General features: G+C 68.3%; 21 protein-coding genes. 14 read left to right on the plus strand and 7 right to left on the minus strand.

What is annotated here, in order from left to right; genetic code table 11:
* The 3 genes from DIS04_RS05865 to coaBC all read right to left on the minus strand — a co-directional run bounded on the left by DIS04_RS05865 (position 1) and on the right by coaBC (position 3,310).
* Positions 1 to 1,398: a phosphomannomutase/phosphoglucomutase gene (locus DIS04_RS05865; protein ID WP_111412854.1), complete on the minus strand. Its 1,398-nt coding sequence runs from the start codon at positions 1,396 to 1,398 to the stop codon at positions 1 to 3.
* Positions 1,399 to 1,500: 102 nt separating this feature from the next.
* Positions 1,501 to 1,983, minus strand: a complete 483-nt coding sequence (dut, locus tag DIS04_RS05870) for a dUTP diphosphatase (RefSeq protein ID WP_111412855.1) — start codon at positions 1,981 to 1,983, stop codon at positions 1,501 to 1,503.
* 40 nt (positions 1,984 to 2,023) lie between these two features.
* Positions 2,024 to 3,310 (minus strand): bifunctional phosphopantothenoylcysteine decarboxylase/phosphopantothenate--cysteine ligase CoaBC, encoded by a 1,287-nt coding sequence (gene coaBC / locus DIS04_RS05875; protein ID WP_111412856.1) that lies wholly within the window; start codon positions 3,308 to 3,310, stop codon positions 2,024 to 2,026.
* 135 nt (positions 3,311 to 3,445) lie between these two features.
* On the opposite strand from coaBC, the gene radC reads away from it, so the two are divergent.
* The 11 genes from radC to DIS04_RS05930 all read left to right on the plus strand — a co-directional run bounded on the left by radC (position 3,446) and on the right by DIS04_RS05930 (position 13,211).
* Positions 3,446 to 4,120, plus strand: a complete 675-nt coding sequence (radC, locus tag DIS04_RS05880) for a RadC family protein (protein ID WP_111412857.1) — start codon at positions 3,446 to 3,448, stop codon at positions 4,118 to 4,120.
* A 172-nt stretch (positions 4,121 to 4,292) separates the two neighbouring features.
* Positions 4,293 to 4,529: a 50S ribosomal protein L28 gene (gene rpmB / locus DIS04_RS05885; RefSeq protein ID WP_010630182.1), complete on the plus strand. Its 237-nt coding sequence runs from the start codon at positions 4,293 to 4,295 to the stop codon at positions 4,527 to 4,529.
* 26 nt (positions 4,530 to 4,555) lie between these two features.
* Entirely contained in the window at positions 4,556 to 4,711 is a 156-nt protein-coding gene (gene rpmG, locus DIS04_RS05890; RefSeq protein WP_086509014.1) for a 50S ribosomal protein L33, read from the plus strand.
* A 139-nt stretch (positions 4,712 to 4,850) separates the two neighbouring features.
* Positions 4,851 to 5,693, plus strand: a complete 843-nt coding sequence (gene mutM / locus DIS04_RS05895; protein WP_111412858.1) for a bifunctional DNA-formamidopyrimidine glycosylase/DNA-(apurinic or apyrimidinic site) lyase — start codon at positions 4,851 to 4,853, stop codon at positions 5,691 to 5,693.
* A gap of 22 nt (positions 5,694 to 5,715) precedes the next feature.
* Positions 5,716 to 6,906 (plus strand): class I SAM-dependent rRNA methyltransferase, encoded by a 1,191-nt coding sequence (locus tag DIS04_RS05900; RefSeq protein WP_111412859.1) that lies wholly within the window; start codon positions 5,716 to 5,718, stop codon positions 6,904 to 6,906.
* A gap of 41 nt (positions 6,907 to 6,947) precedes the next feature.
* Positions 6,948 to 7,259 carry a putative signal transducing protein gene (locus DIS04_RS05905; RefSeq protein WP_111412860.1) on the plus strand — a complete coding sequence of 104 codons (312 nt, stop codon included), beginning with the start codon at positions 6,948 to 6,950 and terminating at the stop codon, positions 7,257 to 7,259.
* 19 nt (positions 7,260 to 7,278) lie between these two features.
* Positions 7,279 to 7,719, plus strand: a complete 441-nt coding sequence (locus tag DIS04_RS05910) for an acyl-CoA thioesterase (protein ID WP_111412861.1) — start codon at positions 7,279 to 7,281, stop codon at positions 7,717 to 7,719.
* A 172-nt stretch (positions 7,720 to 7,891) separates the two neighbouring features.
* Positions 7,892 to 9,007, plus strand: a complete 1,116-nt coding sequence (gene ald, locus DIS04_RS05915; RefSeq protein WP_111412862.1) for an alanine dehydrogenase — start codon at positions 7,892 to 7,894, stop codon at positions 9,005 to 9,007.
* Between the two features lie 81 nt (positions 9,008 to 9,088).
* Positions 9,089 to 10,114, plus strand: coding sequence for a tryptophan--tRNA ligase (locus tag DIS04_RS05920; RefSeq protein WP_111412863.1), 1,026 nt, complete (start codon positions 9,089 to 9,091; stop codon positions 10,112 to 10,114).
* A 119-nt stretch (positions 10,115 to 10,233) separates the two neighbouring features.
* Complete coding sequence (locus tag DIS04_RS05925; protein WP_111412864.1) at positions 10,234 to 11,439, plus strand: YeeE/YedE family protein; 1,206 nt, start codon at positions 10,234 to 10,236, stop codon at positions 11,437 to 11,439.
* Positions 11,440 to 11,531: 92 nt separating this feature from the next.
* Entirely contained in the window at positions 11,532 to 13,211 is a 1,680-nt protein-coding gene (locus DIS04_RS05930; protein WP_111412865.1) for an NAD-dependent malic enzyme, read from the plus strand.
* A 192-nt stretch (positions 13,212 to 13,403) separates the two neighbouring features.
* Here DIS04_RS05930 and acnA read toward each other — a convergent pair whose 3' ends face one another.
* Entirely contained in the window at positions 13,404 to 16,163 is a 2,760-nt protein-coding gene (gene acnA / locus DIS04_RS05935) for an aconitate hydratase AcnA (RefSeq protein WP_111412866.1), read from the minus strand.
* 172 nt (positions 16,164 to 16,335) lie between these two features.
* Between acnA and DIS04_RS05940 the strand changes: the two genes are divergently transcribed.
* Positions 16,336 to 16,545: a zinc ribbon domain-containing protein gene (locus DIS04_RS05940; RefSeq protein WP_111412867.1), complete on the plus strand. Its 210-nt coding sequence runs from the start codon at positions 16,336 to 16,338 to the stop codon at positions 16,543 to 16,545.
* Positions 16,546 to 16,689: 144 nt separating this feature from the next.
* A complete protein-coding gene (trxB, locus tag DIS04_RS05945) occupies positions 16,690 to 17,640 on the plus strand; it encodes a thioredoxin-disulfide reductase (RefSeq protein WP_111412868.1) in 951 nt (316 codons plus the stop codon).
* A 206-nt stretch (positions 17,641 to 17,846) separates the two neighbouring features.
* Here the strand turns inward: trxB and DIS04_RS05950 are convergent, their stop codons facing one another.
* Positions 17,847 to 18,161 carry a SlyX family protein gene (locus tag DIS04_RS05950; protein WP_111412869.1) on the minus strand — a complete coding sequence of 105 codons (315 nt, stop codon included), beginning with the start codon at positions 18,159 to 18,161 and terminating at the stop codon, positions 17,847 to 17,849.
* Between the two features lie 50 nt (positions 18,162 to 18,211).
* Between DIS04_RS05950 and DIS04_RS20825 the strand changes: the two genes are divergently transcribed.
* On the plus strand, positions 18,212 to 18,676 hold the full coding sequence (locus DIS04_RS20825) for a cold shock domain-containing protein (RefSeq protein ID WP_111412870.1): 465 nt from the start codon (positions 18,212 to 18,214) through the stop codon (positions 18,674 to 18,676).
* A gap of 198 nt (positions 18,677 to 18,874) precedes the next feature.
* Here DIS04_RS20825 and DIS04_RS05960 read toward each other — a convergent pair whose 3' ends face one another.
* Both DIS04_RS05960 and dapE read right to left on the minus strand, forming a co-directional pair.
* Positions 18,875 to 19,282, minus strand: a complete 408-nt coding sequence (locus DIS04_RS05960) for a hypothetical protein (protein ID WP_179951231.1) — start codon at positions 19,280 to 19,282, stop codon at positions 18,875 to 18,877.
* 20 nt (positions 19,283 to 19,302) lie between these two features.
* Positions 19,303 to 20,472, minus strand: coding sequence for a succinyl-diaminopimelate desuccinylase (dapE, locus tag DIS04_RS05965; protein ID WP_111412871.1), 1,170 nt, complete (start codon positions 20,470 to 20,472; stop codon positions 19,303 to 19,305).
* Between the last annotated feature and the right edge of the window lie 26 nt (positions 20,473 to 20,498).

Here is a 20,498-nt window from a genome sequence, read left to right on the forward strand (position 1 = left end):
TCAGCTCGGCAGCGTCAGCGCCGGGTCGACCTGCTCGAGGGCGTCGGCAAAGCGGTTGCGGATGCGTTCGAGCGCCGCATCGCTCTTGCCCTCGAAGCGCAGTACCAGCACCGGGGTGGTATTGGAGGCGCGGCACAGGCCCCAGCCGTCGGGGTAGTCGACGCGGATGCCGTCGAGGGTGGTCTTGACGCCATCGTCGCCGAAGTCGCCCTCGCGAGCGAGCCTGTCGACCAGCTCGAACTTGTTCTCGTCGGTCACGTGCACGTTGATCTCGGGGGTGCCGATGTCCTGCGGGTAGCGGGCGAAGAAGGTGTCCGCGTCCTCCTCCTGCTTGGACAGGATCTCCAGCAGCCGGGCGGCGCCGTAGAGGCCGTCGTCGAAGCCGTACCAGCGCTCCTGGAAGAAGATGTGGCCGCTCATCTCGCCGGCGAGCGCGGCGCCGGTCTCCTTCATGCGTGCCTTGATCAGCGAGTGGCCGGTGCGCCACATCTCCGGCGTGCCGCCGGCCCGCTCGACCACGCTCGCCAGGTTGCCGGTGCACTTGACGTCGAAGATCACCCGGGCGCCGGGGTTGCGTGCCAGCATGTCCTCGGCGAAGGCCATCATCAGGTGGTCGGGATAGATCAGCTCGCCGCGCGGCGTGACCACGCCGAGGCGGTCGCCGTCGCCGTCGAAGGCCAGGCCGATGTCGGCGCCGGTCTCCTTCACCGCGCGCATCAGGTCCTGCAGGTTCTCCACCTTGCCCGGGTCGGGGTGGTGGTTGGGGAAGTTGCCGTCGATCTCGGCGAACAGTGGCACGGTCTCGGCGCCGAGCCGCTCGATCAGCTTGGGGCCCAGCTCGCCTGCCACGCCGTTGCCGCAGTCGACCACCGCCTTGATCGGGCGCTCGAGCCTGATGTCGCCGACGATGCGCTCGAGGTAGGCGTCACGCACGTCCTCCTGGTGCACGCTGCCGCGACCTTCGGCCAGGTCGCCGGACGCGATGCGCTCGTACAGCGCGGTGATCGCCTCGCCCGAGAGCGTCTCGCCGCCCAGCACGATCTTGAAGCCGTTGTAGTCCGGCGGGTTGTGGCTGCCGGTGACCATCACCCCCGAGGCGGTGCCCTCCAGGAGGTGAGTGGCGAAGTAGAGCACCGGGGTGGGCACCATGCCGATGTCGATCACGTCGCGCCCGGCGGCGGTCAGGCCCCGCATCAGCGCCTCGCTGAGTCGGGGGCCGGAGAGGCGGCCGTCGCGGGCCACCACCACGGTGGATTCGTTGCGCGCCGCGGCTTCCGAGCCGATGGCCCGGCCGATCTGCTCGACGGTCGCCTCGGTCAGCGTATCGTCGACGATGCCGCGGATGTCGTAGGCGCGAAAGATGGAGGCCGGTACGCTGCTGTTCTTGACTTGGCTCATAGCGGTTCCTTGTCAGACAGTGATGGTTTCATGGGTTCAGGTTGCGAACGCGCTGCCGGTCGGTCCCGCTCCCTGGGGCGCTCGGCAGCGACGCGTCGTGCCTCAATGGCGGCCGGAGCTGCCGAAGCCGCCTTCGCCGCGCGGGCTGGCCTCGAAGTCCTCGACGACCTCCAGCTCGGCCTGCACCACCGGCACCAGCACGTACTGGGCCAGGCGTTCGAAGGGCTCCAGCACGAAGGGAGCCGTGCCGCGGTTCCAGGTCGAGATCATCAGCTCGCCCTGGTAGTCGGAATCGATCAGCCCGACCAGGTTGCCGAGCACGATGCCGTGCTTGTGGCCCAGCCCCGAGCGCGGCAGGATCAGCCCGGCCAGGCCCGGGTCGCCGATATGGATGGCGAGTCCCGTGCGAACCAGCTCGCACTGGCCGGGCGCGAGGGTCAGCGGCGCGTCGAGCAGGGCGCGCAGGTCCATCCCGGCGGAGCCCAGGGTGGCGTAGCGGGGCATGTAGTCGTGCAGCCGCTCGTCGAGCAGCTTGACCGCCAGCCGCGGTCGGGTAAGGGGCCTGGCTTGTCCGGATTCGGGCATGGTCGCTCCGTGGGGTTGGCTGATGTCTGGATGCCGGTGTTCAGTGTACGGGGCGCGAGGCGAGGCAGCCGAGGGCGCGTTCGATCACGGCCCGGGCCAGCTCGGTCTTGGGCTGTGGCGGCAGGTTCGCGCCGCCTTCACCGTCGCCGTCGCGCCACAGCAGCAGGGCGGCGTTGTCGTCGGCGCCGAAGCCGAGCCCGGCGCTGGAGACGTCGTTGGCGACGATCATGTCCAGCCGCTTGCGCTCTAGCTTGTCGCGGGCATAGGCCTCGAGATCGCGGGTCTCGGCGGCGAAGCCCACCACCAGGGGGCGCCCCCCCGCCGCGTCGCGCGCCTTGGCGATATCGGCAACGATATCGGGGTTCTTGATCAGCTTCAGGGTCAAGGCGTCCTCGCCCTCGGTCTTCTTGATCTTGTGCTCCGCCACGGCCTCGGCGCGGTAGTCGGCCACCGCGGCGCAGCCGATGAAGATGTCGCACTCGGCCGCCAGCCGCTGGCTCGCCGCGTGCATCTGCCGCGCCGTCTCCACGTCGGTACGCTCGACTCCCTCGGGCGTCGGCAGGTTCACCGGGCCGCTGATCAGGCTGACCCGGGCACCGAGTTCTGCCGCCGCGGCGGCCAGAGCGAAACCCATCTTTCCCGAGCTGTGATTGGAGAGGTAGCGCACCGGGTCGAGGGGCTCGCGGGTGGGACCGGCGGTGATGACGACATGCAGGCCCCGGGCCGGCGCGTCCGCGGAGGGCGGGGCCTGGCCGTGCACTGCGGCGCTGGGCGCCTGGATGAGTGCGGCCACGATCGCCTCGGGCTCGAGCATGCGCCCGGGGCCGACATCGCCGCAGGCCTGGTCGCCGCTGGCCGGCCCCAGCAGCCGCCAGCCATCCTGGGCAAGGCGCTCGGCGTTGCGCCGGGTGGCCGCGTGGCGCCACATGGCCTGATTCATGGCCGGCGCCAGGACCTTCTCGGCCTCGCTGGCCAGGCACAGGGTGGTCAGCAGGTCGTCGGCCATGCCCTGGGCCAGACGCGCCATCAGGTCGGCGGTGGCCGGGGCGATCAGGATGACGTCGGCCCAGCGCGCCAGCTCGATGTGCCCCATCCCGGCTTCGGCCTCGGGGTCGAGCAGCGAGGTGCGTACCGGCTCGCCGCTGAGCGCCTGCAGCGTCAGCGGCGTGATGAAGGCCTGGGCGCCCTCGGTCATGACCACGCGCACCTCGCAGCCCGCCTGCTTGAGCAGTCGGGCGAGCTGGGCGCTCTTGTAGGCGGCGATGCCGGCGCTGATGCCGAGCAGGATGCGCCGGCCGACGAGCCGATTGACGGTCTGCGTAGTCATGACGATTTCCTGGACTGTAACCCGACCGCCTACCTTACCATTGCCGTTGAAGTTGCGCAGCCGCGGCCTTTCGGCTGCGTCGGTTACAATGGCTGACTTCGATGACCCATGGAAAGCGTAGCAAGGAGACAGCGGATGTCGATTCGTGACTGGCCGGAGGGCGAGCGCCCGCGGGAGAAGCTGCTGGCGCTGGGCGCCGAGGCACTGTCGGATGCCGAGCTGCTGGCGATCTTCCTGCGCGTGGGGGTGGCGGGGCGCTCGGCGGTGGACCTGGCCCGCGACCTGCTGGGGGCGTTCGGCGGCCTGCGTCAGCTGCTCGAGGCCGACCAGGCGCGCTTCTGCGCCGAGCGCGGCCTGGGCGCGGCCAAGTTCGTGCAGCTGCAGGCGACCCTCGAGCTGTCGAAGCGCCACCTGGCCGCCCAGCTCGCCCGGGGCAACGCGCTGACCTCGCCGACCCTGGTGCGTGCCTACCTGGCGACCCAGCTGCGCCACCTCGGTCACGAGGAGTTCGCCGCGCTGTTCCTCGACACCCAGCATCGCGTGATCCGCTTCGAGTCGCTGTTCCGCGGCACGCTGGACAGCGCCTCGGTCTACCCCCGCGAGGTGGCGCGACGCGCGCTGGAGCTGGGCGCCGGCGCGATCATCTTCGCCCACAACCATCCCTCGGGCGTGGCCGAGCCGAGTGACGCCGACCGGCGCATCACCGAGCGGCTGCGCGAGGCGCTGGGACTGTTCGAGATCCGCGTGCTGGACCACTTCGTGGTCGGCGATGGGGAGGTCGTATCTTTTGCAGAGAGAGGGTGGCTTTAGGCGGCAGGAAAGGTAGAATACGCGGCTACTTGTTGCCTGTAGGGGCGCACTCTGCTATAAAGTGCAGCCTTTGAATTCCCTTGGGTCAAATGACAACGGGGTCGTTCCCGGTTTGCCCGACAGGTTTTGAACACACAGGTTTGACCACCTGGCCAAGCGGTTGGAGGCTCCCATGTCCAAAGTATGTCAGGTTACCGGCAAGCGCCCGGTGACTGGTAACAACGTTTCACACTCCCAGCGCAAGACCCGTCGTCGTTTCTTGCCGAACCTGCACACCCACCGTTTCTGGGTGGAGTCCGAGAACCGCTTCGTCAAGCTGCGGGTCTCCTCCAAGGGGATGCGCATCATCGACAAGAAGGGCATCGACGCGGTGCTCAGCGACATCCGCAAGCGCGGCGAAGCCGTCTAAGCGACCAGATCAGGGAGTAAGCAGCCATGCGTGACAAGATCAAGCTGGTGTCCAGTGCCGGTACCGGTCACTTCTACACCACCGACAAGAACAAGCGGAACACCCCCGACAAGCTCGAATTCAAGAAATTCGACCCGGTCGTCCGCAAGCACGTGATGTACAAGGAAGCCAAGATCAAGTAAGCCGATCCGGCGCCCGCCGCTGGCGACGGGCGTGCTTGGCGGCTTGACGGCTTCCCGCCGCAGGTAGCAAGACCTGTCCTCCTGAACCCGGCCATGCGGTCGGGTTCAGGCGTATCTATTTCCCGGATATTTCCTCGCCATGCCCGAGCTTCCCGAAGTCGAGACCACCCGGCGCGGCATCGCTCCCCACGTGGAGGGGCGCGAGATCGTCGAGGCGATCGTGCGCCAGCCGCGCCTGCGCGTGCCGGTGCCCGACGATTTCGTCGAGCGCCTGGTGGGTTCTCGCATCGGCACCCTGGCGCGCCGCGCCAAGTACCTGCTGCTGCCGGTCGAGACCGGGGACGAGGGAGCGAGGGAAGGCGCCGGCAGCCTGATCTGGCACCTGGGCATGTCGGGCAGCCTGCGCATTGCCCGGCTGGGCGAGCTGCCCAGGAAGCACGACCACATCGACCTGGTGTTCGATGACGGCGCCATCCTGCGCTATCACGACCCGCGCCGCTTCGGCTTCGTCGACTGGCTGGCGGGCAGCGCCGAGCGCGACCCGCGACTGGCCAGCCTGGGGCCCGAGCCGCTGTCGGAGGCCTTCGACGGCGAGCGGCTCTATCGGCTCTCGCGCGGCCGGCGCATGGCCGTGAAACCGTTTCTGATGGACAATGGCGTGGTGGTGGGCGTAGGCAACATCTACGCCAGCGAGGCGCTGTTCCTGGCCGGCATCGATCCGCGCCGGGCGGCGGGGCGCATTTCCCGCGAGCGCTACGAGCGCCTGGCCGAGGCGATCCGCGAGGTGCTCGCCGCGGCCATCACCCAGGGCGGCACCACCCTGCGCGACTTCGTCAGCGGCACCGGCGAGCCGGGCTATTTCAAGCAGCGCCTCAACGTCTACGGCCGTCACGGCCAGGGCTGCCGGCGCTGCAACGGCGAGCTGCGGCTGGTGACGCTGGGCCAGCGGGCCAGCGTGTTCTGCCCCTCTTGCCAACGATGACTTCCATTCCACGAGACCCACCATGACCCAGACCCTGCGCCTCAAGAAGAACGCCGACCGCCGCCTCAAGGCCGGTCACCTGTGGCTCTATTCCAACGAGGTCGACACCGAGGCCACGCCGCTCAAGGGCCTCGAGCCGGGCGGCCAGGTGGTGGTCGAGGCTGCCAATGGCAAGGCCATGGGCGTCGCCTACGTCAACCCCAACTCGCTGATCTGCGCCCGGGTGGTGTCGCGCGACCCCAACATGCGTCTCGACCGCTCGCTGCTGGTGCACCGCTTCAACCAGGCCCTGGCGCTGCGCCAGCGCCTCTACGCCAAGCCGTTCTACCGGCTGGTGCACGGCGAGGGCGACCTGCTGCCGGGGCTGGTGGTGGACCGCTTCGACGAGGTGCTGGTGGTGCAGCTCAATACCCTGGGCATGGAGCGCCTGGCCGAGGAGGTGGTCGCCGCGCTCGACAAGGTGCTCTCACCGCGGGTCATCGTGTTCAAGAACGACTCCTCCGGGCGGCGCCAGGAGCAGCTCGAACGCCAGGTCACCGTGGCCAAGGGCGAACTCGACGGCCCGGTGGCGATGGAGGAGAACGGCGTGCGCTTCCACGTGCCGGTGCTCGACGGCCAGAAGACCGGCTGGTTCTACGACCATCGTGCCAACCGTGCCTGGCTCAACGGCCTGGTGGCCGGCAAGCGGGTGCTGGACCTGTTCAGCTACGTCGGCGGCTGGGGGGTGCAGGCAGCGGCCCATGGCGCCAGCGAGGTGCTGTGTGTCGACGCCAGCGCCCAGGCCCTGGAACGGGTGGCCGAGAACGCTGCCCTGAACGGCCTGCACGAGCAGGTGGCGGTGGGCGAGGCCGACGCCTTCGAGGCGCTGGCGGCGCTCAAGGCCGACGGCGAGCAGTTCGACGTGGTGATCCTCGACCCGCCGGCCTTCATCAAGAAGCGCAAGGACATCCCCAACGGCGAGCGCGCCTACGCCCGGCTCAACCGCGAGGCGATGCGCCTGCTCGGCCGCGACGGCCTGCTGCTCAGCGCCTCCTGCTCCATGCACCTGGCCCCGGAACGCCTGGTGGACGTGGTGCGCGGTGCGGTGCGGCATCAGGATCGCCACGGCCAGGTGGTCTACCAGGGCCACCAGGCGCCGGATCACCCGGTACACCCGGCGATTCCCGAGACGGCCTACCTGAAGGCGCTCGGGGTTCGCGTCTTCCGCGGCTGAGCCAGCCGGCGCTGCGCTCGCCCCATGGCAAACCGGTGCAGATGAACTACGTTCGCGTCTTCGCCCACTCCAATACGCTGCTGGTCAGCCACGTGCGCAACGTGCTGGCCGCAGCGGGTATTCCCGTGGAGCTGCGCAACATGGTGCTGGGTGGCGGCGCCGGTGAGCTGCCGCTGGGGGAGTGCGAGCCCGAGGTATGGGTGGCCGCGCACAATCGCGAGCGTTCCGAGGACTTGATTCGTCGAGCCATGGCAGGGGAGAGCATGGCCCCCGACTGGACCTGCCCCACCTGTGGCGAGCGGCTGGAGGGAGTGTTCGACGCCTGCTGGCGCTGCAGTACCACGGAGGCGTAAAGCGACAGGGAGAGTAGACATGTCACCGCAGTGGGATCTTCCCGACCCGTTCGTCATCGAGCTCGAGGTGGCCGCCTCGGCCATCGACGAATACGGCCACGCCAACAATGCCGAGTACCTGCGCTGGGTCGAACGGGTGAGCTGGGCCCATTCGCAGCATCTCGGCCTCGACCTGGCCCGCTATCGCGCGCTCGACCGCGCCATGGCGGTACATCGTCACGAGCTCGACTACCTGGCGCCGGCCTTCCAGGGCGAGCGCCTGCAACTGGCGACCTGGATCGTCGGTTGCGACGGCCGCCTCACCCTGACGCGACGCTTCCAGCTCGTTCGCCCCGCCGATGATCGCACCCTGCTGCGGGCACGCACCCGCTTCGCCTGCATCGAGCTCTCCACGGGCCGGCCGCGGCGCCTGCCCGCGGAGTACGTGGCGGTCTACGGCGGGGCGCTCATTGTCGAATGAGGCCAGGATTTTTTCGTCATTTGCCTGGAGCAAATGCCGATTTTCTTCTGGCAAGCAGAATTTCTCGTATTTTTGCCGTTCTTTCTCGAAGGCGCTTCATGTTTGGTCTGTCTGTGCTGTAATTCGCCTGTCTTACCCTAACAATAGGCGTTGAACGCTCAGGAGGTGTGCCATGAAGATCGCCGTGCCGAAGGAAATCAAGAACCATGAATATCGCGTCGCCCTGACCCCCACGGGAGCGCGGGAACTGGCGGCACGCGGCCACTCGGTCACCGTCCAGGCCGGCGCCGGCGAGGGCGCGGGCTTTACCGACGCCGACTTCGAGGCGGCCGGCGCCCGGCTCGAGGTCAGCGTGGACGCCCTCTGGGCCGACGCGGAGCTGATCCTCAAGGTCAAGGAGCCGCAGGCGGAGGAGGTGGCGCGCCTCGCGCGCGGTCAGACCCTGTTCACCTACCTGCACCTGGCCGCCGAGGAGAAGCTGACCCGCGGCCTGATGGAGAGCGGCGCCACCTGCATCGCCTACGAGACCGTCACCGACCGCCAGGGCGGCCTGCCGCTGCTGGCACCCATGAGCACCGTGGCCGGGCGCATGGCCATCCAGGCCGGCGCGCACAGCCTGGAGAAGGCCCAGGGCGGCTCCGGCGTGCTGCTGCCCGGCGTGCCCGGCGTGGCCCCCGGCAAGGTCGCCGTGATCGGCGGCGGCGTGGTGGGCGAGAACGCCGCACGCATGGCGCTGGGCCTGGGCGCCGAGGTCTCGGTGCTCGACAAGTCGATCCCGCGCCTCGAGGTGCTCGACGACCGCTACCAGGGCCGCATGAAGACCGTCTTCTCCACCGCCGACGCCATCGACGAGGCGGTGCGCGAGTGCGACCTGATCGTGGGCGCCGTGCTGATCCCCGGCGCCGCCGCACCCAAGCTGATCACCCGTGCGATGCTGGCCGACATGAAGCCCGGCAGCGTGCTGGTGGACGTCGCCATCGACCAGGGCGGCTGCTTCGAGACCAGCAAGCCCACCACCCACGCCGAGCCGACCTACGTGGTCGACGGCATCGTCCACTACTGCGTGGCCAACATGCCGGGCGCGGTGGCGCGCACCTCGACCCAGGCGCTGACCAACGCCACCCTGCCGTTCGTCATCGCCCTGGCCGACAAGGGCTGGAAGCGGGCGCTGGCCGACGATGCCCACTTCCTGCCCGGGCTCAACGTCCACGACGGTCAGGTCACCTATCGCGCCGTGGCCGAGGCCTTCGGCCTTGAGAGCGTCGATCCCGCCAGCCTGATACGGTGAGAGCGGCGCCGGGGGCGGTCGCCTTGACCGCCCCCTCGCGTTACCATAGCGGGCATTTCCGCTAGCAGAGTCCGCTTTCCCATGAGTGCAGCCTCCCAGAAGACCCGCGTTCTCACCGGCATCACCACCACCGGCACGCCCCACCTGGGCAACTACGTCGGCGCCATCAAGCCGGCCATCGCCGCGAGCCAGGACCCCAGCGTGCAGTCCTACTACTTCCTTGCCGACCTGCATGCGCTGATCAAGTGCCAGGACCCCCAGCGGGTGCAGGAGTCGCGCCTGGAGATCGCCGCCACCTGGCTGGCCCTGGGGCTCGACACCGACAACGCCATCTTCTACCGCCAGTCGGACATTCCCGAGATTCCCGAGCTGACCTGGATGCTCTCCTGTGTCTGCGCCAAGGGGCTGATGAACCGCGCCCACGCCTACAAGGCGGCGGTGGCCGAGAACGAGGCCGCCGGCAACCAGGATCCCGACAAGGGCATCACCATGGGCCTGTTCGGCTATCCGGTGCTGATGGCCGCCGACATCCTCATGTTCAACGCCCACAGGGTGCCGGTGGGTCGCGACCAGATCCAGCACATCGAGATGGCCCGCGACATGGGCGGGCGCTTCAACCACCTCTACAAGGGCGACTTCTTCACCCTGCCCGAGGCGGTGGTAGACGACGAGGTAGCGGTGCTGAACGGCCTCGACGGGCGCAAGATGTCGAAGAGCTACAACAACACCATCCCGCTGTTCGTCGCCGAGAAGAAGCTGCTCAAGCTGGTGCGCAAGATCAAGACCAACTCGCTGGAGCCCGGCGAGCCCAAGGAACCGGAAGGCTGCACCCTGTTCCAGATCTACGCCGCCTTCGCCACTCGCGACGAGCACGAGGCGATGCGCCTCGAGTACGCGAACGGCATTGGCTGGGGCGAGGTCAAGAACCGCCTGTTCGAGCTTCTCGATGCGCAGCTGCGCGAGCCTCGCGAGCGCTACCAGGCGCTGATGGAGGATCCGGGGCATATCGAGAGCGTGCTGCGCAAGGGGGCCGAGCGCGCGCGCGCCGAGGCCGCGCCGTTCATGGACAGGTTGCGCCATGCCGTGGGGCTGGGCCGCTTCGTGTGACCCGCAGCAGCCGTGACCCTGCAGGGCGCCTTCGGGCGCCCTGTCGCGTCATGGCCGCCACCTGGCGCAGCTCGCTGGAACTTGCCACCCTACAGGAGCGGAGCCACAGGAGGAGTCTCATGACGACGGCACTGGATGCGAAACGACCGCGGCGGATCTCCGGGGCGCTGGGCGCGCTGCTGCTGGCGGGCGCACTGCTGGTGGGCCTGGCCTACGGCACGCGCCTGGGGCTGCTGATGATCGTCGGGGCGCTGCTCGGCGTCTCCCTCTATCACGCCGCCTTCGGCTTCACCGCCGCCTGGCGGGTCTTCATCAGCGAACGTCGCGGACGCGGGCTGCGCGCCCAGATGGCGATGCTGGCCATCGCCGTGCTGCTGTTCTTCCCCGCGCTGGGCGCGGGCGGCCTGTGGGGCCAGGAGGTGACCGGCTTCGTCTCGCCCATCGGCGTCTCGGTGGTGGTCGGTGCCTTCCTGTTTGGCGTCGGCATGCAGCTGGGCGGCGGTTGTGCCTCGGGCACCCTGTTCACCGCCGGCGGCGGCAATGCGCGCATGGCGATCACGCTACTCTTCTTCATCGTCGGCTCGCTGATCGGTTCCGCCCACTTCGGCTGGTGGATGTCGCTGCCGGCCTTCGCGCCGGTATCGCTCGTCGATGCTTTCGGTGCGGGCGGCGGCATCGCCGTGAGTCTGGCGCTGTTCGGTGGCATTGCCGTCTTCAGCGTGCTGCTGGAGAAGCGCCGTCATGGCCGGCTGGAGGAGGCCCCCCGGCCCAACCTGAGCGAGGGGCGCTGGCTCACCGGGCCCTGGCCGTTGCTGCTCGGCGCGGTGGCGCTGGCGCTGCTCAACTTCGCTACCCTGGCGCTGGCCGGCCGGCCTTGGGGCATCACCTCGGCCTTCGCGCTATGGGGGGCCAAGGTCTACGAGCTGCTCGGCGGTGACGTCAGCGCCTGGGCCTACTGGCAGAACCCCGACAACGCCGCGGCCCTCGAGGCCAGCGTGTGGAGCGACATCACCACGGTGATGAACCTGGGCATCATCCTCGGCGCCATGGTGGCCGCCACCCTGGCCGGACGCTTCGCCCCGACCCTGCGCATCCCGCTCGGTTCGGTGCTCGCGGCGGTGATCGGCGGGCTGCTGCTGGGCTACGGCGCCAGGCTGGCCTTCGGCTGCAATATCGGCGCCTACTTCAGTGGCATCGCCTCGGGCAGCCTGCATGGCTGGGTGTGGCTGGTGGCGGGATTCACCGGCAACATGGTCGGGGTGCGGCTGCGCCCGTGGTTCTTCGACCGACCGCCAGGCGACAGGACGCGGGCCAAGGTGAGCTGAGGCGCCATCGTGGCGGAGGCGTGGTAGAGTTGGCGCGAAGGCGCCAGCAGAGCGCTTACGGCCCGGTTCCAGTCACCGTATCGAGACAAGAGATGCCCAACGAAAGCAAACGTCCACTCTATATTCCCTACGCGGGTCCTTCGCTGCTCGAGATGCCACTGCTCAACAAGGGCAGCGCCTTCTCCCGCGAGGAACGCCTCGAGTTCAACCTGATCGGGCTGTTGCCACAGAACGTGGAGTCCATCGAGGAACAGGCCGAGAGGGCCTATCGCCAGTACCAGCAGTGCCACAGCGACCTGGACAAGCATATCCACCTGCGCGCGATCCAGGACGACAACGAGACGCTCTACTATCACCTGGTCATGCAGCACCTCGAGGAGATGCTGCCGATCATCTACACCCCGACGGTGGGACAGGCCTGCGAGGAGTTCTCCAACATCTACCGCAGCCACCGCGGCCTGTTCGTCAGCTATCCCGACCGCGAGCGCATGGACGATATCCTGCGCAGCGCCACCAAGGACAAGGTCAAGGTGATCGTGGTGACCGACGGCGAGCGGATCCTCGGCCTCGGCGACCAGGGCATCGGCGGCATGGGCATCCCCATCGGCAAGCTGGCGCTGTATACGGCCTGCGGCGGCATCAGCCCCGCCTACACGCTGCCGATCATGCTCGACGTGGGCACCAACAACCAGGCCCTGCTCGACGATCCCATGTACATGGGCTGGCGCCACCCGCGCATCTCCCAAGAGGAGTACGACGCCTTCCTCGAGGACTTCATCGCCGCGGTCAAGCGCCGCTGGCCCAACGTCCTGCTGCAGTTCGAGGATTTCGCCCAGGCCAACGCGGTGCCACTGCTGGAGCGCTACCGCGACCAGCTGTGCTGCTTCAACGATGACGTGCAGGGCACCGCCGCCGTCGCCGTGGGCACCCTAATGGCGGCCTGCCAGGCCCGCGACGAGACCATCGCCGACCAGCGCGTGGTGTTCGTCGGCGCCGGTTCCGCCGGCTGCGGCATCGCCGAGCAGGTGGTGGTGGCGATGCAGGCCGAGGGGCTCTCCGAGAAGGAGGCGCGCCGCCGGGTCTTCATGGTCGACCGCGATGGCCTGGTGACCGCCGACCAGCCGTGGCTGCGCGACTTCCAGCGCCGCCTGGCCCATGACCCCGAGCTGGTGGCGGGGTGGCAGGACCAGTCGCTGCTGGAGGTGGCGCGCCATATCCAGCCCACGGTGCTGATCGGCGTCTCGGGCCAGCCGGGGCTCTTCTCCGAGGCGGTGATCCGTGCCATGCACGCCGGCTGCGAGCGCCCGGTGATCATGCCGCTCTCCAACCCCACCTCGCGCGTCGAGGCGACTCCCAGCGATGTCCTTCACTGGACCGACGGCCAGGCGCTGGTGGCCACCGGCAGCCCCTTCCCGCCGGTGGAATACGACGGCAAGCGCTACCCCATCGCGCAGTGCAACAACGCCTACATCTTCCCCGGCATCGGTCTCGGGGTGGTGGCCAGCGGCGCCCGGCGAATCACCGATACCATGCTGATGACCGCGTCGCGGGCGCTGGCGCGCGAGGCGCCGCTGGTCAAGGAGGGCGAAGGGGCACTGCTGCCCGCGCTATCGCAGATTCGCGAGTTGTCCAGGGCAATCGCCTTCGAGGTCGCCGCCCAGGCCCAGCAGGAGGGCGTGGCGCTGCGCACCGACGGCATCAAGCTGCGACAGGCCATCGAGCGCAGCAGCTGGACGCCGGTGTACCGGCACTACCGCCGCCGGGCGTTCTGATAGTGGACTGATTCATTACTGCGCTCGACGACCCACAGGGATGTGGGAAGTGCGTTGGTTCGTCGGGAGCGAACCTGGCCAGCGTATCTTGGCTCGTGACATGAATCAGCAGCACCATGCCACACACCATGACAAAGGCTCTGCCGGTTACCGACAGAGCCTTTCGCTTGAGCACGGTATGAAGGGAAGGACTTACGCCGCGCCGATCATCCGCCGCAGCACATAGTGGAGGATGCCGCCGTGGCGGTAGTACTCCAGCTCGTTGGCGGTGTCGATGCGGCACAGGGCCTCGATGCGCTTCTCGCCCTTGTCGCTCTTGATGGTCACCGTCACCTTGCCGCCCGGGGTGAGGTCGGCCAGCCCCTCGATCGAGATCGTCTCGTCGCCGGTCAGGCCGAGGCTCTTGCGATCCTCGCCCTCGGGGAACTGCAGCGGCACCACGCCCATGCCGATCAGGTTGGAGCGGTGGATGCGCTCGTAGGACTCAGCGAGCACCGCGCGCACGCCGAGCAGGCGCGTGCCCTTGGCCGCCCAGTCCCGCGACGAGCCGGTGCCGTACTCCTTGCCGGCTATCACCACCAGGGGCGTGCCCTTCTCCTGGTACTTCATGGCGGCGTCGTAGATCGCCATCTGTTCGCCCGAGGGCACGTGGCGGGTCTCGCCGCCGACCACGCCGTCGAGCATCTCGTTGCGGATGCGCACGTTGGCGAAGGTGCCGCGCATCATCACCTCGTGGTTGCCGCGCCGCGAGCCGTAGGAGTTGAAGTCCACCGGCTTGATGCCGCGCGCCTGCAGGTAGCGACCGGCGGGGCTGTCGGGCTTGATGGCGCCGGCCGGCGAGATGTGGTCGGTGGTCACCGAGTCACCGAGCAGGGCAAGGATATGAGCGTCCTCGACGTCCTCGATGACCTCCGGGGTGCGGCCCATGCCCTCGAAGAAGGGCGGGTGCTGGATGTAGGTCGAGGAGGGCGACCACTCGTAGACCTGGCTCTGCGGCACCTGCAGGGCCTGCCAGGTCTCGTCGCCCTCGAACACCGCGGCGTACTCCTTGCGGAACATGTCGGTCTTGACCTTCTCCACGGCCTCGGCGATGTCGGCCTGGGAGGGCCAGATGTCCTGCAGGTAGACCGGGTTGCCGTCCCGGTCCTCGCCCAGCGGGTCGCGGGCGAGATCGAGGCGCACGTTGCCGGCCAGGGCGTAGGCCACCACCAGCGGCGGCGAGGCGAGCCAGTTGGTCTTGACCAGCGGATGGATGCGGCCCTCGAAGTTGCGGTTGCCCGAGAGCACCGAGGCCACGGTGAGGTCGCCGTCCTCGATCGCCTTCTCGATGGGCGGCGGCAGCGGCCCGGAGTTGCCGATGCAGGTGGTGCAGCCGTAGCCCACCAGATTGAAGCCCAGGGCGTCGAGGTCCTCCTGCACCCCGGCGGCGCGGAAGTAGTCGGTCACCACCTTGGAGCCCGGCGCCAGGGAGGGCTTGACCCAGGGCTTGGTCTTGAGTCCCTTGGCGCGGGCGTTGCGCGCCAGCAGGCCGGCGGCCATCATCACGCTGGGGTTGGAGGTGTTGGTGCAGGAGGTGACGGCGGCGATCACCACGGCGCCGGGGTTGAGCATGAACTGCTCGCCGTTGAACTCGACGCTCTGGCTGTCGTGGTGCTCGTAGCTCTCGTGCACCCCCACCGCGGTCTGACCGCCCTCGGAGAACAGGCGGCCCTTTTCCTCGCCCTCCTCATCGGGCGGGAGCTTGGCCTGCGCTTCGCCCTCCATCAGCTTCTCGAAGGTGGCCTTCATGTCCTTCAGGGCGACCCGGTCCTGGGGGCGCTTGGGGCCGGCCAGGCTGGCCTCGACGTCACCCAGGTCCAGATGCAGGGTGTCGCTGAAGATCGGCTCGTCGCCGGGGTGCCGCCACAGCCCCTGGGCCTTGCAGTAGGCCTCGACCAGCTCGACCTGGGCATCGTCGCGCCCGGTCAGGCGCATGTATCCGAGGGTCTCCTCGTCGACCGGGAAGAAGCCGCAGGTGGCGCCGTACTCGGGCGCCATGTTGCCGATGGTGGCGCGGTCGGCCAGCGGCAGGTCGGCGAGGCCGTCGCCATAGAACTCGACGAACTTGCCCACCACGCCGTGGCTGCGCAGCATCTGGGTCACCGTCAGCACCAGGTCGGTGGCGGTAATGCCCTCGTGCAGCCGTCCGGTGAGCTTGAAGCCCACCACCTCGGGAATCAGCATCGACACCGGCTGGCCGAGCATGGCGGCCTCGGCCTCGATGCCGCCCACCCCCCAGCCGAGCACGCCCAGGCCGTTGATCATGGTAGTGTGGGAATCGGTGCCCACCAGGGTGTCGGGGTAGGCGTAGGTCCTGCCATCCTGCTCCTTGCTCCAGACGGCACGACCCAGGTACTCGAGGTTGACCTGATGACAGATGCCGGTGCCGGGCGGCACCACGCTGAAGTTGTCGAAGGCCTGCTGGCCCCAGCGCAGGAATTCGTAGCGCTCGCGGTTGCGCTCCATCTCGATGGCGACGTTGTCCTTGAAGGCGGTAGGGTTGCCGAACTTGTCGACCATGACCGAGTGGTCGATGACCAGATCCACCGGTGACAGCGGGTTGATGCGGGACGGGTCCTCGCCGAGCTTCTGCACCGCGGCACGCATGGAGGCCAGGTCCACGACCGCGGGAACGCCGGTGAAGTCCTGCATCAGCACCCGCGCCGGACGATAGCCGATCTCGCGATCGGAGCGCCCGCCCTGCTGCCAGTCGACCAGCGCCTGCATGTCCTCGCGCGCCACGCTCGGGTCGTCGGCGAAGCGCAGCTGGTTCTCCAGCAGGATCTTCAGCGTCTTCGGCAGGCGGTCGATGCTGCCCAGGGCATCGGCTGCCTTCGGCAGGCTGTAGTAGTGATACGTGGTGCCGCCGGCGACCAGGGTCTGCAGGGTATCCGGCATCTCGTCACGGCTCATGAAGGCCTCCTGTCACGGTAGTGAACGATCCTTTTCTTCGTCTCATGCTTTGCACATGGTCATGATAGGTCCCCCTTTCAAGCGCTGCCCAGGGTTTCTATGCTGAACGAAAGCCTGAAACGAGGTGCGGTCGTCCCGCCGGGGGGAAGGGCGCGCGCCGGGAGACCTGGACATGCATGAAGAGCAGCTCGACAGCCACCCCGTCCACTGCCCCTACTGCAGCATGCGCTTCGACCTGCTGATAGACGTCACCCAGGGCAGCCACCAGACCTGGGAGGACTGCCCTTACTGCTGCGCGCCGATCCAGCTGCGGGTGGAGGTGTCGCCGACCACGGGCGAGCTGGACGCCCTCGAACTGGGGCGCGAAGACGAGGTGCTGTGAGAGATCGGCGGGGTGGGCTCGCTCCACGCCCTCGGCGGCGGAGGCTGGTACAATGGCGGCAACCCTTGCCCCGGCAGGTAGCGACCACCGCGTCCGGGGGCATGCCAAGCCTCATCCCGTTTTCGAGCAGCGAGGATTCCCTTCATGAGCGAAGCGCGTCACGAACGCCTGATCATTCTCGGTTCCGGCCCGGCCGGCTACACCGCCGCCGTCTACGCGGCGCGGGCCAACCTCAAGCCGGTGCTGATCACCGGCATCCAGGCCGGCGGCCAGCTGACCACCACCACCGACGTCGACAACTGGCCCGGCGACGATGCCGGCGTGCAGGGGCCGGAGCTCATGGAGCGCATGAAGCGGCATGCCGAGCGCTTCGACACCGAGGTCCTGTTCGACCACATCCACGAGGTCGACCTGCGCAACCGTCCCTTCACCCTCAAGGGCGACAGCGGCAGCTATACCTGCGACGCGCTGATCGTCGCCACCGGCGCCAGCGCCCGCTACCTCGGGCTGCCGTCCGAGCAGCAGTTCATGGGCCAGGGGGTGTCGGCCTGCGCCACCTGCGACGGCTTCTTCTACCGCAACCAGGAGGTCGTGGTGGTGGGCGGCGGCAACACCGCCGTGGAGGAGGCGCTCTACCTCTCCAACATCGCCTCCAAGGTGACCCTGGTGCACCGCCGCGACAGCCTGCGCGCCGAGAAGATCCTGCAGGATCGCCTGCGCGAGAAGGCCGAGAGCGGCAACGTGGTGCTCGAGTGGAACCACGTGGTAGAGGAGGTGCTGGGCGACGCCAGCGGCGTGACCGGCGTGCGCGTTCGCTCCACCGTCGATGGCGGCGTGAAGGAGATCGCGGCGCCGGGGGTGTTCATCGCCATCGGTCACAGCCCCAACACCGGCATCTTCGAGGGCCAGCTCGAGATGCACGACGGCTACATCAAGGTGAAGTCCGGCCTCGAGGGCAACGCCACCGCCACCAGTGTGCCGGGCGTGTTCGCCGCCGGCGACGTGATGGACCACGTCTACCGCCAGGCGGTGACCTCCGCCGGCACCGGCTGCATGGCGGCATTGGATGCGGAGCGCTACCTCGACGACCTGTAACGGTACGAGATGTATACGCGCTGCCATAAAGGAGCCAAGGAGAGGCTCTGCGGTATCAGCACGCGGCTAGTCCGGCGAAAGGCCTTTGAGGAGGCGCTGTAACCCCCTCCTTGGGCGCCACTTTCTCCATTCTTGGAAAAAGACCTCCTCTTCGGCCTTTCCCCGGCGCCGCTTGCACAAGGTCGACGCTACACAAGGTCGCGGCGCTAGTAATGCGGCGGCACTTCGTCCTGCGCTGACGGTGCCGCCATCTCCGAATCCTGCAGCGCACGTTGCTGGTCGCGCAGCTTTTCCTGCATCAGGGCGTTGATCCGCTCGAGCTGGGCCAGCCGCCGCTCCTGGGCGGCGACGGCCGCGTCCAGCGTATCCAGCCAGTGTTCCTGGTAGGCAATCCGGCTCTCCAGCGCCTCGAGACGGCTGGCGAGCGCCTGGGAAAGGCTCATGCTAGAATCGTCGCGCTGCGTGTCGCTGTTCATCGTGACACCTTCATTGGTCGGCGGGGCCTCGCGTCGCGTCGTCATCGAATGTCCTGTTTCACCATTTCCACATAACAAGTGAGCAATACGGATCCATGAATCGCAAGGTTATCTTTCGCTGTACGTTGATCAGCCTGCTGCTGGCACTGCCGGCGCCGCTGCTGATCGCCCTGTCGCTTGCCCTGGCCGACGTCGGCCTGCCCCAGCAGCTGCTGACCCTGCTCGAGCCCGGCGGTTTCGCGGTGGGCTATGCCATCGTTTCCTTCGCCGTCTTCCTGCTGCTGCTGGTCGCCACGCTGGCCAGCCATGCGTTGAATCCGCAGCTGGCGGTGCTGGCCGCGGTGGAGAACGACGATCGCGAGATCGGCGAGGTCAAGTGGTTCAACGTCAACAAGGGCTACGGTTTCATCAAGCGCGAGAGCGGCGAGGACGTCTTCGTCCACTTCCGTGCCATTCGCGGCCGTGGCCACCGCACCCTGGCCGAGGGGCAGAAGGTGCGCTATCACGTGATCGAGAACGAGCGGGGGTTGCAGGCCGACGACGTCACGGTCATCACTTAGGTGGTCGCAAGCGCCTGCGCTCGACCAGGCGTTGTTGGAAGCACAGCGCGAGAGGCTCCTGTACCCAAGCAAACTCCGCACTCCCGCTGTACTTCCGCCTAGCCTGGCCATCGCTCGGCAGCTTTCGCAGATGACAGGTTGGCTTTCTTAGGCATCGCCCCGCATGTTTCAGATCATGCGGGGCGATGTCGTTTGCGGTCACTGGCCGGAGTCGGGCCAGTCGATGGCGCCTTCGCTGCCGTCGGGCAGCACCTGCCAGAAGCGGTCGGGGTCGTCGCCGGGCTGCCAGCCGCCCAGCGAGCAGCGCACCTCGCAGTCGAGCCGGGCGGCGGCGTCGCGGGCGCAGTCGCAGTCTCTCAGCCAGGGGGTGTGCGGGCTGTCGAACCACAGGCTGGCGAAGCCGTCAGCCGCCTTCTCGACCAGCAGCACCGGGATCACGTGCCCCCCGTGATGGCCGCGGGTCTGCCACTTGCCGCGTCCGGCGCCGCGCAGCGGGGCGGCATCCAGCGTCTCGCCGAGCCAGGCGTCGATCGCCGGAAGCGACGCCTGGCGCAGGTAGACCTCGATGTCCGGATAGCGCATGTTGCTGTCGTGCGAGTGTGGCATGGTGAACCCTCTCGGCGCGGTCAAGGCTGGGCGGTTCCGTTGACGAAGAGCCTGGCCAGGATCGCTTCGTAGATCCGGCTCAGGTCGTCGAGGTCCGCGGCGCGAACGTGCTCGTTGGCCTGGTGAATGGTGGCGTTGCGTGGTCCCAGTTCCACCACCTGGCTGCCCAGCGTGGCGATGAAGCGGCCGTCGGAAGTGCCGCCGCTGGTCGAGAGCCGGGGGCGGCGACCGAGGACGGACTCGACGCCGTGGAGGGCCGCATCCACCAGCTCCCCCTCGGCGGTGAGGAAGGGGTCGCCGTTGAGCGTCCAGTCGATCTGGTACTCGAGGCCGTGGGCGTCGAGGATCGCCTCGCTGCGCGCACGCAGCTGCTCGTGGGTCACTTCGGTGGAGAAGCGGAAGTTGAACACTACCTCCACGTCGGCGGGGATCACGTTGGTGGCGCCGGTACCGGCGCGGATGTTGGAGATCTGGAAGCTGGTCGCGGGAAAGAAGTCGTTGCCGCCGTCCCAGTGCTCGCGCACCAGCGCATCCAGCGCCGGCATGGCCTGGTGGATGGGGTTGCGCGCCAGGTGCGGGTAGGCCACGTGGCCCTGAATGCCCTTGATATGCAGCACGCCGCCCAGCGAGCCGCGGCGGCCGTTCTTGATCACGTCGCCGAGCGCGTCGGTCGAGGAGGGCTCGCCGACGATGCAGAAGTCGAGGCGCTCGTTGCGTTCGCGCAGGTGCTCGACCACGGCCCGGGTGCCGTCCACCGCGGGGCCCTCCTCGTCCGAGGTGATCAGGAAGGCGATGCGGCCGTGGTGGTCGGGGTGAGCGGTGACGAAGCGCTCCACGGCAGTGACCATCGCCGCCAGGCTGCCCTTCATGTCGGCCGCGCCGCGGCCGCGCAGCATGCCGGCCTCGTCGATGACGGGCTCGAAGGGTGGCGTGTCCCAATGGGTGTGGGGGCCGCTCGGCACCACGTCGGTATGCCCGGCGAAGGCCAGCACCGGGCCGTGATGGCCATGGGTTGCCCAGACGTTCTCCACGTCGCCGAAGGGCAGGCGCTCGACGTGGAAGCCGAGCCGCTCCAGGCGCTCGATCATCAGCGCCTGGCAGCCCAGGTCATCGGGGGTGACCGAGGGGCGGCGGATCAGCTCCATGGCCAGCGCCAGGGTGGGGGAGAGTTCGGGAGTCGTTGAGGGCATGCAGGTTCCGGGAGGGGCGGGCGGCG

The organism is Billgrantia lactosivorans (assembly GCF_003254665.1).
Taxonomy (GTDB): domain Bacteria; phylum Pseudomonadota; class Gammaproteobacteria; order Pseudomonadales; family Halomonadaceae; genus Halomonas; species Halomonas lactosivorans.